General features: G+C 70.2%; 11 protein-coding genes. 1 reads left to right on the top strand and 10 read right to left on the bottom strand.

The features are described from left to right. Positions 1-238: 238 nt before the first annotated feature. From kdpC to QSV35_RS02165, 9 genes are all read right to left on the bottom strand, one after another. The gene (gene kdpC / locus QSV35_RS02125; RefSeq protein WP_286286247.1) at positions 239-880 is read right to left on the bottom strand and encodes a potassium-transporting ATPase subunit KdpC; all 642 of its coding nucleotides are present in this window, start codon (positions 878-880) and stop codon (positions 239-241) included. A gap of 23 nt (positions 881-903) precedes the next feature. Beyond that, a complete protein-coding gene (gene kdpB / locus QSV35_RS02130) occupies positions 904-3,096 on the bottom strand; it encodes a potassium-transporting ATPase subunit KdpB (protein ID WP_286287810.1) in 2,193 nt (730 codons plus the stop codon). Positions 3,097-3,142: 46 nt separating this feature from the next. After that, the gene (gene kdpA / locus QSV35_RS02135; protein WP_286286250.1) at positions 3,143-4,825 is read right to left on the bottom strand and encodes a potassium-transporting ATPase subunit KdpA; all 1,683 of its coding nucleotides are present in this window, start codon (positions 4,823-4,825) and stop codon (positions 3,143-3,145) included. Then, on the bottom strand, positions 4,825-4,914 hold the full coding sequence (locus QSV35_RS02140; protein ID WP_286286252.1) for a potassium-transporting ATPase subunit F: 90 nt from the start codon (positions 4,912-4,914) through the stop codon (positions 4,825-4,827). Before QSV35_RS02140 ends, kdpA begins: the two co-directional genes overlap by 1 nt. Further along, complete coding sequence (locus QSV35_RS02145; RefSeq protein ID WP_286286254.1) at positions 4,911-5,087, bottom strand: hypothetical protein; 177 nt, start codon at positions 5,085-5,087, stop codon at positions 4,911-4,913. The genes QSV35_RS02140 and QSV35_RS02145 overlap by 4 nt, the downstream gene beginning before the upstream one ends. A 169-nt stretch (positions 5,088-5,256) precedes the next feature. Beyond that, positions 5,257-7,395: an APC family permease gene (locus tag QSV35_RS02150; protein ID WP_286287811.1), complete on the bottom strand. Its 2,139-nt coding sequence runs from the start codon at positions 7,393-7,395 to the stop codon at positions 5,257-5,259. Between the two features lie 210 nt (positions 7,396-7,605). Then, positions 7,606-8,838 carry an amidohydrolase gene (locus tag QSV35_RS02155; protein ID WP_286286257.1) on the bottom strand — a complete coding sequence of 411 codons (1,233 nt, stop codon included), beginning with the start codon at positions 8,836-8,838 and terminating at the stop codon, positions 7,606-7,608. A 190-nt stretch (positions 8,839-9,028) separates the two neighbouring features. Continuing rightward, positions 9,029-10,054 carry a LacI family DNA-binding transcriptional regulator gene (locus QSV35_RS02160; RefSeq protein WP_286286260.1) on the bottom strand — a complete coding sequence of 342 codons (1,026 nt, stop codon included), beginning with the start codon at positions 10,052-10,054 and terminating at the stop codon, positions 9,029-9,031. Positions 10,055-10,096: 42 nt separating this feature from the next. Continuing rightward, positions 10,097-11,752: a glycoside hydrolase family 13 protein gene (locus QSV35_RS02165; protein ID WP_286286262.1), complete on the bottom strand. Its 1,656-nt coding sequence runs from the start codon at positions 11,750-11,752 to the stop codon at positions 10,097-10,099. A gap of 63 nt (positions 11,753-11,815) precedes the next feature. Here QSV35_RS02165 and QSV35_RS02170 point away from each other — a divergent pair, with 63 nt between their 5' ends. After that, positions 11,816-12,331 carry an adenine phosphoribosyltransferase gene (locus QSV35_RS02170; RefSeq protein ID WP_286286263.1) on the top strand — a complete coding sequence of 172 codons (516 nt, stop codon included), beginning with the start codon at positions 11,816-11,818 and terminating at the stop codon, positions 12,329-12,331. Between the two features lies 1 nt (position 12,332). Here the strand turns inward: QSV35_RS02170 and QSV35_RS02175 are convergent, their stop codons facing one another. Continuing rightward, complete coding sequence (locus QSV35_RS02175; protein WP_286286265.1) at positions 12,333-13,259, bottom strand: 2-hydroxyacid dehydrogenase; 927 nt, start codon at positions 13,257-13,259, stop codon at positions 12,333-12,335. Between the last annotated feature and the right edge of the window lie 98 nt (positions 13,260-13,357).

The raw sequence follows: 13,357 nt of genomic DNA on the forward strand, positions 1-13,357 counted from the left end.
CTCCCGTGCGGGCTTCGTCGCGGGCAGTGCGCCGTGCGGTGCGCGCGCTCGCGGCGGTGCCCGCGGACGCAGGGTCGCTCGGGCCCACGAGCCGCCCGGCCCCGTGTCCCACAACATGCGGCCAGCCCGTGCGCCGCCCCGCGTCTGATGGGACACCTCGGGATGACGTGTCCCACAACGCGTGGGTATCGACGGAGCCGAGCCGCATGTTGTGGGACACGGGCGAGTCTCGGGGCACTCACTTCGCCGAGTCCAGAGCGAGGTTGAGCTTCAGGACGTTCACCCGCGGTTCGCCGAGGAACCCGATGTCCCGGGGGAGCGTGTTCGCCTCGACGAGCGCGCGCACCGCAGCATCCGACATCCCGCGCGCCTGCGCGACCCGGTCGACCTGGATGAGCGCGTACGCGACGCTGATGTCGGGGTCGAGGCCCGACCCGGACGACGTGACCGCATCCGGCGGAACGGCCGAGGGATCGACTCCGTTGAAGGCGGCGATCGCCGCGCCGTTCGCATCGATCTGCTTCACGAGGGTCTTGTTGCTCGGCCCGAGGTTCGTGCCGCCGGAAGCCGTGGCGTCATACCCCTTGCCCGCCGCGGACGGCCGCGGCTGGAAGTAGGTCGCGAGCGGCTTCCCCGACGCGTCCGCGAAGGTCTGGCCGAGCAGGGCCGAGCCGACGGCGTTCCCGTGGGAGTCGGCGATGAGCGATCCGTTCGCCTGCCAGGAGAGGGCGGACTGGGCGATCCCGGTGATCAGCAGCGGGTAGGCGAGGCCGAGCACGACGGTCGCGACGAGCATCGCGCGGAAGGCCGCGCCGAGGGTGCGCATGGTGCCGCGGCGGCTCGAACGCGCGGGTCGGGCGGGAGCGATGGTGGTGGACATGAGCGTCTCCTTCACAGGCCGGGTCAGAATCCAGGGATGAGGCCGACCACGAGGTCGATGAGCTTGATGCCGATGAACGGCGCGATGATGCCGCCGAGGCCGTAGATCAGGAGGTTCCGCCCCAGGATCTGCGACGCGCTCGCGGCGCGGTACTTCACGCCCCGCAGCGCCAGCGGGATCAGGACGACGATGATGATCGCGTTGAAGATGATGGCGCTCATCACGGCGGATGCGGGGGAGTGCAGGCCCATGATGTTGAGCACGCCGAGCCCGGGGTACACCGCCATGAACATCGCGGGGATGATCGCGAAGTACTTCGCGATGTCGTTCGCGAGCGAGAACGTGGTGAGCGCTCCGCGTGTGATGAGCAGCTGCTTGCCGATGCGGACGACGTCGATGAGCTTCGTCGGGTCGGAGTCGAGGTCGACCATGTTGCCGGCCTCCTTCGCCGCGGACGTGCCCGTGTTCATCGCGACACCCACGTCGGCCTGCGCGAGCGCGGGCGCGTCGTTCGTGCCGTCACCGGTCATCGCGACGAGGTTGCCGCCCTCCTGCTCGCGCCGGATGAGCGCGAGCTTGTCCTCGGGGGTGGCCTCGGCGAGATAGTCGTCGACGCCGGCCTCCTTCGCGATCGCCGCCGCGGTCAGCGGGTTGTCGCCCGTGATCATGACGGTGCGGATGCCCATCGCGCGCATCTCCGTGAAACGGTCGCGCAGGCCGTCCTTGACGATGTCCTTCAGGTGGATGACCCCGAGCGGCCGCGCGCCCGCGGTCCCCGAGCGCCCACGGTCCGCGAGCCTGTCGAGGGGTCGTTCCCCGGCGGGCAGCGACGACGCCTCGACGGGCTCGATGACCAGTGGGCCGGCCACCGCCACGACGAGCGGGGTGCCGCCGTCGGCCGCGATCCCGTCGACCATCCGCGTGAGCGCCGCGCGCGTGGCATCCGTCACCTCCGCGTCGTTCTCGGCGAGCCACGCCAGCACCGCCGAACCCGCGCCCTTGCGCAGCCGCGAGCCGTCGGCGAGGTCGAGTCCGCTCATCCGGGTCTGGGCCGTGAACGGCACGACCTCCGCATCGGCGGGGGAGGAGACGTGGATGCCGCGGCTCGCCGCGAGCTCGACGACCGAGGTGCCCTCGGGGGTCGGGTCGGCGAGCGAGCATTCGGCCGCGATCCGCGTGAGCTCCTCGTCGGTGACGCCCGGGAGCGCGAGGAACGCGGTCGCGCGGCGGTTGCCGTACGTGATCGTTCCGGTCTTGTCGAGGAGCAGGGTCGTCACGTCGCCCGCGGCCTCGACCGCGCGCCCCGACATCGCGAGCACGTTGTGCTGCACGAGCCGGTCCATGCCCGCGATGCCGATGGCCGACAGCAGCGCACCGATCGTCGTCGGGATGAGGCACACCAGCAGCGCGATGAGGACCGGGATGCTGGCCGGCTGCGCCGCGTAGGAGGCGATGGGGTTCAGCGTCAGCACGACGATGACGAAGATGATCGTGAGGCTCGCGAGCAGGATGCTGAGCGCGATCTCGTTCGGCGTCTTCTGCCGCACCGCGCCCTCGACGAGGGCGATCATCCGGTCCACGAACGTCTCGCCGGGCTTCGACGTGATCTTCACGACGATCCGGTCGGACAGCACGCGCGTACCGCCCGTGACGGCGCTCCGGTCGCCGCCCGATTCGCGCACGACCGGCGCGGACTCGCCTGTGATCGCCGACTCGTCCACCGTGGCGATGCCGGCGACGATGTCGCCGTCGCCGGGGATGAGCTCGCCCGCCGTCACGACGACGATGTCCCCCAGCTTCAGGTCGGTCGAGGCGACCTGCTCCGTGGCGGCGCGGAGGGCCGCCGCATCCTGAGCGCTGTACGCGACGACGCGGGTCGCCATCGTCGTCGCGCGCGTCTTGCGGAGCGTGGCGGCCTGCGCCTTGCCGCGGCCCTCGGCGACCGACTCGGCGAGGTTCGCGAACACCACGGTGATCCACAGCCAGATCGCGATGCCCCACGTGAAGATCGGCGGGATGACCGCGCCGCCCGAGGTCTGCATCCCCGGGATGAACGGCTGCGCGATCGCGATGACCGTGGTGAGCGCGGCACCGACCCACACGAGCATCATGACCGGGTTGCGCCATTGATCGGCGGGGTTCAGCTTGCGGAGGGCGCCGGGAAGCGCCTGCCAGAGCTGCGACCACCCGAACGCGCGGTTCTTGCGCGGCGACATCGGGGGCTGTGTCGAAGTGGCGTGTCCGTAGACGGCGGTGGTCATGTCAGAGTCCTTCCGCAAGGGGTCCGAGCGCCAGCACCGGGAAATAGGTGAGCGCCACGACGATCAGGGTGACGGCGACGAGGAGCCCGACGAACATGGGCCGGTGGGTGGGCAGCGTGCCGGCCGTCGAGGGCACGATGTCCTGCTGTGCGAGGGATCCGGCGAGGGCGAGCACGAAGACCATCGGCACGAACCGGCCGAGCAGCATCGCGACCGCCAGCGCGCTGTTCAGCCACGGCGTGTTCGCGGTCAGGCCGGCGAATGCGGATCCGTTGTTGTTCGCCGCCGACGTGAAGGCGTAGAGCACTTCGCTCATGCCGTGCGGCCCCGGGTTCAGGATCGACACGCTCTCGACGTTCTGGCGCACGCCCGGCAGGGCGAAGCTCAGGGCCGTGCCCGCGAGCACGAGCGTCGGCGTCACGAGGATGTACAGGCTCGCGAGCTTCATCTCGCGCGGACCGATCTTCTTGCCGATGTACTCGGGGGTGCGCCCGACCATGAGGCCGCCGACGAAGACCGCGATGATCGCGAGGACGAGGATGCCGTACAGGCCCGATCCGACGCCGCCCGGCGCGACCTCGCCGAGCATCATGTTGAACATCGCCATCATGCCGCCGAGCGCGGTGTACGAGTCGTGCATCGAGTCGACCGCACCCGTCGAGGTGAGGGTCGTCCCGGTCGCGAAGAGCGTCGAGCCGAGGACGCCGAAGCGCTGCTCCTTGCCCTCCATCGCGACGCCGCCCGCGGCTTTCACGGCTGCTCCGCCGGACGTCGTCTCGAACCACGTCATGACCGCGAGGGAGGCGACGGCGATCGTGGCCATCGCCGCGACGATCGCGGTCCCCTGACGGTTGTCGCCGATCATGCGGCCGAACGCTCGGGGAAGGCTGAACGGGATGACCAGCAGCAGCAGGACCTCGAACAGGTTCGTCCACGGCGTCGGGTTCTCGAACGGGTGCGCCGAGTTCGCGTTGTAGAAGCCGCCGCCGTTCGTGCCGAGGAGCTTGATCGCCTCCTGCGAGGCGACCGGCCCGCCGGGGATCGACTGCGCCGCGCCGCTCAGCGTGTGCACGGTCATGAAGCCGGCGACGTTCTGCACGACGCCCGCGATGACGAGGACGACGGCCGCGACGGCCGCGAGGGGGAGCAGGATGCGGCCGCTCGCGCGGACGAGATCCACCCAGAAGTTGCCGATCGTGCCGCTGCGGCGGGCGGCGAATCCGCGCACGAGGGCGATCGCGACGGCGATGCCGACGGCGGCCGAGACGAAGTTCTGCACCGCGAGCCCGGCGAACTGGACGGTGTAGCCCATCGTCGTCTCGGGCGAGTAGGACTGCCAGTTCGTGTTCGTGACGAACGAGACCGCGGTGTTGAACGCGAGGCCCTCCGGCACCGGGGGCAGGCCGAGCGACCACGGCAGGATCGCCTGGATCCGCTGCAGCACGTAGACGAACAGCACGCCCATGAGCGAGAACGCGATGACGCCGCGCAGGTACGCGGGCCACGACTGCGAAGACTGCGAGTCCACGCCGATCAGGCGGTAGACGCCGCGCTCCACGGCCCAGTCCTTGCGGGTCGTGAAGACCCTCGCCATGTAGTCGCCGAGCGGCCGGTAGAGCAGCGCGAGCAGGACGATGAGGGTGGCAGCCTGCAGGATGCCGAGGACGACCGAGTCGGGCGACATCAGAAGCGCTCCGGCTTCACGAGGGCGACCACGAGGTAGACGATCGCGGCGATGCCGATTGCGGCGGCGATGAGCGAGAACACGATCATCGGATCTTCTCCACCGCCTTCGCGACGAGGGCGACGAGAGCGAACAGCGCGATCGTCGCGGCGATGCAGATCACATCGAGCACGGGAAGCCTCCATCCGGGCCGCCGGGTGCGTCCCGGGATCCGATGCAACTCCTGTGCGAGAGCCGGATCCGCCGTCCTGACGGAATCCATACAGCGCCCCGGCGGTCCCTTACGGACCTCTCACGCCCGGCCCGGTCTCGGCATCCTGGATTCCGACACCGGGGGTTCGCCCCGACCCAGGGCGCAGCGCACCCCGTTTCGACACGAATCCCCTGGTTCGCGTGAACCAGGGGATTCGAGAAGAGCAGGATGCGGCGGGCTACTTCCCGTCGCGCTCCTTCAGGTCGATGGAGGCCGTCTTCGGCGGTCCGGCCGGACGCATGACGCGGCGGCCCTTCTGGACGACGCTGTCGTCGTAATAGCGCCCCGCGCGGTCCTGGCCGGGAAGGGCTCGGGAACGTCGGCCGTAGATGAGCTCGGACGAGTCGAGCAGCCACGGCACGAGCGTGATCGACACGCCGTGCAGGAGCATGAGCTGCTGCGCGATGCGGCTGGCCCGACGGTTGTGGAGGATCCTCTCCCACCAGTGCCCGACGATGTACTGCGGGAGGTAGACCGTGATGACGGCCGATCCGTTCTCGGCCCGGTACTTCTTGATGTACTCGGCGATCGGGCCGGCGTACGTGCGGAACGGCGACTCGATGATCTTGAGCGGGATCGGCATCCGATGCGCCCGCCATTCCTTCTCGAGATCGGCGGCGTCCTCCGCCGTCACCGCGATATGGATGGCGAACGTCTTCTCGTGCTTGGCGGCGAGGGCGTAGTCGATCGCCTTGACGACGGGCTTCTGCAGCTTGTTCACGAGGATGAGGGCGACGTCGCCCTGCGAGCCGAAGTGGGTGTCGTCATCCATCGCGATCTCGTGCTCGACGTCGCGGTAGTACCGGTGCACGCCGATCATGAGGAACGACAGCACGGGGATCGCGAGGAAGACGAGCCAGGCACCGTGCGTGAACTTCGTGATCGTGACGATGACGAGGACGATCGAGGTGAGCGTCGCGCCGAGCGAGTTGATCGCGAGGCCCTTCCGGAGCCCGAACGCCTCCTTGCGGGTCGCCTTCGTGTCGCGCAGATTCTCCGGCATGAGGCGGATGCCGCGCAGCCCCCGCCGCCAGTGGCGGATCATGCCGACCTGACCGAGCGTGAACGACACGAACACGCCGATGATGTACAGCTGGATGAGGTTCGTGAGGTTCGCCTGGTAGATGATCAGCACGCCCATGGCGACGAGGCCGAGGATGATCATGCCGTTCGAGTACACGAGGCGGTCGCCGCGGGTGTTGAGCGCCTTCGGCGCGTAGCCGTCGCGGGCGAGCACCGACCCGAGCAGGGGGAACCCGTTGAACGCCGTGTTGGCTGCGAGGAGCAGGACGACCGCGGTGGCCGCCTGGATGACGAAGAACGGGATGCTGTCCATGCCGAACGTGGCGGCGGCGACCTGCGCCATGAGGCTCGGCTGCGGATTGCTGCAGTCCCAGCCGATGAGCTCGGTGCAGGGGTTCTCCGCGTAGTGCACGCCCGCCACGAGCGCGAGAAGCGTGAGGCCGGAGAACAGGACGATGGCGATCGTGCCCATCATCGCGAGCGTGGTCTGGGCGTTGCGGATCTTCGGCTTGCGGAACGCCTGCACGCCGTTCGACACCGCCTCGATGCCGGTGAGGGCCGAACAGCCGCTCGAGAACGCACGCAGGACGAGGAGGATGACCGCCGCCTGGGTGATCGAGTCCGCGTGCACCTGGTACTGGGCGCTGGAGGCGACCGGCGGGTGACCGAGGAGGATCTCCACGATGCCCGTGACGACCATCACGCCGACCGAGCCGATGAAGATGTACGTCGGGATCGCGAAGGCGCGCGACGCCTCGCGCACGCCGCGCAGGTTCACCACGACGATGAGGATGACGAACCCGACGGCCATCTCCACGCGCCACGGGTTCAGCGCCGGCAGCGCCGAGATGATGTTGTCGACGCCGGACGCGACCGACACCGAGACCGTCAGGACGTAGTCGACGAGCAGGGCGGATGCGACGACCACGCCCGGGATCTCGCCGAGGTTCTTGCGCGCGACCTCGTAGTCGCCGCCGCCGGACGGATACGCCTTGATCAGCTGCCGGTAGCTCAGCACGATGACGGCGAGCAGCACGACGACGGCGAGCGCGATCCACGGGCTGAACGCCAGGAAGGCGAGTCCTCCGGTGAGGAGGATCATCATCATCTCCTGCGGACCGTACGCGACGGACGACAGCGCGTCCGACGCGAAGATCGGCAGCGCCATGCGCTTCGGGAGGAGGTGGCTCTCCGCGTTGGTCGACGCCAGCGGGTCGCCGATCAGGATGCGTTTCGCGATCGGGACTTCATCGACTTCGTCCTCGCGACTCTCGTTCGTCACGGCGGGCAAAATTACGCTGATCGTCCCCCGGATGCAACGTGACGCGGCGTACGTTATCCGGTCGATGTTTCGCCGGCACGGATACGCGGGCGCATCGACGGGGCCTCCGGGCCCGACGAGGGGAGGAGAACAGAGGAGCGGAGGACCGAATCGGGGAGGATGCCTCCTCCCTCCGTCGGATCGACTCCGCTCCTCGACCGGGTCAGCCGAGTCGGCCGCGCGTCAGCCCAGGAACTCGCGCGCGGCGAGGGCGAGCGCGTCGACGCCGCGCTCGATCGTGGGGTGCAGGACCGGGGCGAAGTGCGCCGAGTGGTTCGTCGGGATGTCGGTCTCCAGACGCCCGGCTGCGGCCGCGGCGGCGTAGGCCTCGGGGTCGACACCGCCCCAGAACCAGAAGACGAGGGGCACGCCGGCATCCCGGGCGAACCAGGAGACGTCCTCGCTGCCGGTGAACATGCCTGGGTTGATGACGGTGCCCTCGCCGAAAGCGCCCTCGAAGGCGGCGACGACACGGGCGGTGGCATCCGCGTCGTTGATCGTCGGCGGGAGGGTGTGGTCGGTCACGATCGTGGGCTGCTCGGTGGCGCCGGATGCGGCGGCCTCCGCGTTGACGATGCGCTCGACCTTCGCGAGCACGGCGTCGCGCATCTCGTCGTCCGGGTAGCGCAGGCTGAGCTCGAGCTTCGCCTCGTCGGAGATGATGTTGTTCTTCAGGCCCGCGTGGATCGAGCCGACGGTGACGACGGCGACGTCGCGGGGGTCGACCTCGCGCGAGACGATGGTCTGCAGCCGCATGACCGTGGCCGCCGCCATCACGACGGGGTCGATCGTCGCCTGCGGCCGGGAGCCGTGGCCGCCACGGCCGCGGAGCGTGACGGTGAGGCCGTCCGAGGCGGCCATCTGCGTCCCGGGGCGCACCCCGATCGTGCCCGCGGGGAGCGGGGTCACGTGCTGGCCGAGGACGATGTCGGGACGGGGGAAGCGGTCGAGCGCGCCCGCGTCGAGCATCGCCCGCGAGCCGGCGCCGTACTCTTCGGCGGGCTGGAAGACGGCGACCACGGTGCCGCTCCAGGCGTCCTTCTCCGCAACGAGCTTCTCGAGCGCGCCGAGCAGCGCCGTCACGTGCATGTCGTGGCCGCACGCGTGCATCACGGGGACGTCGATCCCGTGCGGGTCCGTTCCGCGGGCGGTGCTCGCGTAGGGGAGACCCGTGTGCTCCTCGACGGGCAGTCCGTCCATGTCGGCGCGGAGCCAGACGACCGGCCCGGCGGTCCCCGAGCCCGTCGAGGGGTTGCGCAGTACGCCGATCACGCCGGTGCGGCCGACGCCTTCGGTGGTCTCGAGCCCCAGAGTGCGCAGGTGGTCGGCGACGATGCCGGCGGTGCGGTGCTCCTGGAAGGACAGCTCGGGATGCTGGTGCAGGTCGGTGTAGAGGCCTTCGAGGTCGATGCTCATGACCCGAGCCTACGGGTCGCGCGTCTCTCGCTGCCCGCGTCATCCCCGGCATCATCCCGGCATCATCCCGGCGTCATCCCGGCGTCCGGAAACAGGTGTTTCGGCGATTACAGGACTTTCGATCGATCGAACAACCTGTTCTCGCCGAAACACCTGTTCTCGGCGGGTGGATGCGGTGGCCGCCGGCGACTCAGCGGTCGAATCGGGCCGTCGTCGCGCGGACGACGAGTTCGAACGGCAGCTGTCCCGGGACCACGGTCGGCTGCTCGCCGTGCTCTTCGTGCGCCTCGAGCGCCTTCAGGAGAGCTTTCGCCGCCCGCACGCCCTGGTCGTGCGGGAACTGGTCGACGGTCGTCACCTGGAAGAACCGGCCGAGCTCGTGCCCGTCGATGCCGATGATGGAGAGGTCTTCGGGAACGCGGTAGCCGAGCTCGCGGGCGGCCAGGAGCGCCCCGATCGCCATCTCGTCCGAGGCGGCGAAGATCGCCGTGGGGCGGTCGCCCGGGCGGCCGAGCAGCTGCTTCCCGGCGCGGAACCCGCCCTCGATCGTGAAGTCGGCCGGCTCGTACAGCGCCGGATTCGGCGTGATGCCGGCGGCGCCCAGCGCGAGCTCGAAGCCCTGGCGCCGCTGGGTCGGGATATGGAAGTCGATGTCGAACTCGGGGCTCGCGCCGATGTGCGCGATCTCCCGGTGTCCGAGCGCGAGGAGGTGTTCGGTCGCAAGCCGCGCGACGGCGACGTCGTCGACCGTGAGGGTTGCGAGGCCCGGGTTCGGTCCGCCGATCGCGATGACCGGGAGTCCGAGCTCGCCGACGCGTCCGCTCTCCTCGGAGCCGAGTTCGATGGAGATCGCGATGACGCCGTCCACGCGCTGGCGGCGCAGCGACGTCTCGAAGACCTGCCGGCGCTGCTCGCGGTCTGCGGACAGGGAGTACAGCGTGATGTCATAGCCGTGCGCCATCAGCTCGCTCGCGATGCCCGAGAGCACGGTGCTGAAGAACCAGCGGTCGAGGTACGGCACGAGGACGCCCACGTTGCGCGTTCGTCCCGACGCCAGGCTCGACGCCGACGCCGAGACGACGTATCCGAGCGACTGCGCCGCCGCCTCCACGCGTACGCGCGACGCATCCGACACATTGCCGCGCCCGCTCAGCGCGCGCGACACCGTCGCGGTCGACACACCCGCCAGCCGTGCGACCTCATCGATGCCGACCATTGCTCTCCCGTCGCCGGATCCTTCCGGCCTCCCCAGGCCGCGTCAGTCCGCGGCGAGCCAGACCGTCGTGTCTGCCGGAACCGTGCCCGCATCGAGCGGACCGCTCGTGGCGACCACGCGACCGGCCGGGAGCGCGACCGGCTCGGAGCCGAGGTTCGCGACCACCGTGACGGTGCCGTTGCGGAACGACAGCACGCCGTCGCCCGTCGGGATCCACTCCAGGGTACCGGCGCCGAGGTCGCGCGCACGGCGTTCGGCGAGCAGGGCGCGGTACAGCGAAAGGGTGGATGCCGGGTCCGCCGCCTCGACGTCGCGGGCGTGCTGCGCCCACTCCGCCGGCTGGGGGAGCCACGACGCACCCGTCGCGCTGAAGCCGTACGCCGGAGCGTCCGCGGTCCACGGCAGCGGGACGCGGCATCCGTCGCGCCCGTAGCGCTCACCGTTGGTGCGGAACCACGACGGGTCCTGGCGGGCCTCGTCGGGGATGTCGATGACCTCGGGGAGGCCGAGCTCCTCGCCCTGGTAGAGGTAGGCGGAGCCGGGGAGCGCCAGCATGAGCGCGCTCGCGGCGCGTGCGCGGCGCAGGCCCAGCTCGGGGATCGGCTTGCCGGGCGAGTTCGGGCCGAGGCCCTGACCCTGGGGGTTGGGCGCCGTCAGCGCGAGGCGCGACGCGTGCCGGACGACGTCGTGGTTCGACAGCACCCAGGTGCTCGGAGCGCCGACGGACCCGAACGCGCGCAGCGACTCGTCGATGACGCCGCGAAGGGCCGCGGCATCCCACTCGGTCTCGAGGTAGATGAAGTTGAACGTCTGGTGCAGCTCGTCGGGACGCACCCACAGCGCGGTCCGCTCGAGCGTGGGCAGCCACGCCTCGCCGCACAGTGCACGGTCGCCGTCGTACTCGCCGACGACCTCATGCCAGTCGCGGAATACGTCGTGGACGCCCTCCTGGCCCCAGAACGGCGCCTCATGCGCGTTGCCGCCCATCGAGCCGCCCTCTTCCTCGGCCTCCGAGCCGGTCGAGGGGATGTTGTCGGGCAGGCCCTCGGCCTTGATCATGCCGTGGGCGACATCGATGCGGAAGCCGTCGACGCCGCGGTCGAGCCAGAAGCGCAGGATGCGGCGGAACTCGGCGCGCACCTCCTCGTTCGACCAGTCGAAGTCGGGCTGCGACTCGTCGAAGATGTGCAGGTACCACTGGCCGGGTGTTCCGTCGGGCTCGGTGATGCGGGTCCAGCCGTCGCCGCCGAAGACCGACTCCCAGTTGTTCGGCGGCAGCTCGCCGTGCTCGCCCTTGCCGTCGCGGAAGAGGTAACGCGCGCGCTCTGGGCTGCCGGGGGCCGCGGCCAGAGCCGCCTGGAACCAGGCGTGCTGGTCGGACGAGTGGTTAGGGACGATGTCGACGATGACCCGGATGCCGCGGTCGTGCGCCGCGGCGAGCATCGCGTCGAAGTCGGCCAGCGTGCCGAAGAGGGGGTCGACGTCGCAGTAGTCGGCGACGTCATAGCCGGCATCCTTCTGCGGCGACGTGTAGAAGGGGCTCAGCCAGATCGCGTCCACGCCCAGGTCGCGCAGGTCGTCGAGACGCGCCGTGATGCCGGGCAGGTCGCCCATGCCGTCGCCCGACCCGTCCGCGAACGAGCGGGGGTAGATCTGGTAGATGACGGCGCTGCGCCACCACTCTGTGCCCGAAGTCATGCACTTACTGTAGTGCAAGACTGCAAGCGCTTACATCAGGCATCGGGCGCGTAGGGTCGAGGGGTGGACGAGCTCGACCGCGCAGAGCGCCTCATCGCGACCATTCCGGACTTTCCGCAGGAGGGCGTCGTGTTCCGCGACATCTCTCCTCTGCTGGCGGATGCGGCTGCCCTCCGCGTCGCGGTGGATGCGCTCACCGGGCCCTTCGCCGGGCAGTTCGATGCCGTCGCAGGCATCGAGGCGCGCGGCTTCCTCCTCGCCGGTGCCGCCGCGATCGCCGCAGGCGTCGGGCTCGTGCCGATCCGCAAGGCCGGGAAGCTCCCGCGGGTCGCGGCATCCGTCTCCTACTCGCTCGAATACGGCGAGGCCGTCGTCGAGGTGCCCGAAGGTCTGCCGCGCGGCATGCGTGTGCTGCTCGTCGACGACGTGCTCGCGACCGGCGGCACCCTGCGCGCGGGGCGTGAGGTGCTCGGCGAGATCGGCTGCACCGTGACCGGCACCGCCGCCCTCATGGAGATCGCCGCGCTCGGCGGACGCGCTGTGCTCGGCGGCGACGTGCACTCCGTCTTCGTCGTGTGACCTACGTCGTCAGCACGACGTTGACCGGCGGCTCGCCCGCCAGCATCCTGTCGATCTGACGGCGGACGAGCCGCGCGATGCGGGGCTGCATCGCGGTGGACGCACCGCCGACGTGCGGGGAGATGAGCACACCGGGCAGCGCCCAGAGCGGATGGTCCGCCGGGAGCGGCTCCGGGTCGGTGACGTCGAGCGCGACGCGGATGCGGCACCGGGAGACGTGGTCGACGAGGGCCTCGGTGTCGATGAGCGGACCGCGTCCGACGTTGATGACGAGCGCGCCGTCGGGGAGCGCCGACAGCGCGGCGTCGTCGATGATGTGCCGCGTCGACTCGCCGCCGGGGAGGGTCGCGATGACGATCTCGGCCTGCGGCAGCAGCGCCGGCAGCTCATCGGTGCCGTGCACGCGGACGCCGTCCTCGACGCGGGCTGTGTGCGCGACGACGGTGAGCTCGACCTCGAACGGCAGGAGCCTGGCCGCGACCGCCTTGCCGACGCCGCCGTAGCCGAGGAGCAGCACGCGCCGGTCGGCGAGGCTCGGGGAGAACGACTGCATCCACCGCCCGTCCTCCTGCGCTCTCACGAACTCGGGGATGCGCCGCTGCGCCGCGATCGCGAGCCCCACCGCGAGTTCGGCCGTCGACGCCTCGTGGACGGATGCCGCGTTGGCGAAGACGTTGCCGGGAGGCAGGTGCTCCGCGACGCCGTCGAAGCCGATGGACTCCCCCTGGACGAGACGGACGGTGGCGCCGGCCAGGATCGGCAGGACCGCGGGGAGGCTCAGGTACGGCGGCACGACGATGTCGATCCGGTCGCGAGGGGGAGGCGTCCGCATGTCCCACAGCAGGAGTTCGACGCCGTCGGGCAGCTCTCCCAGATCACGGGCGAGCCCCTCTTCCGGGACGGTGACGACGAGAGACGGAGCGACCATCTCTCGAAGATATCCCGCGGCTCGTCGAGCGAGGGAGGAACGACCGAGTCGAAACGCGGTGACGTCCTGAGATCGGCTCGCTCGCTTCGCTCGCTCAA

The sequence above is a fragment of the Microbacterium candidum genome, assembly GCF_030315975.1.
GTDB lineage: Bacteria > Actinomycetota > Actinomycetes > Actinomycetales > Microbacteriaceae > Microbacterium > Microbacterium candidum.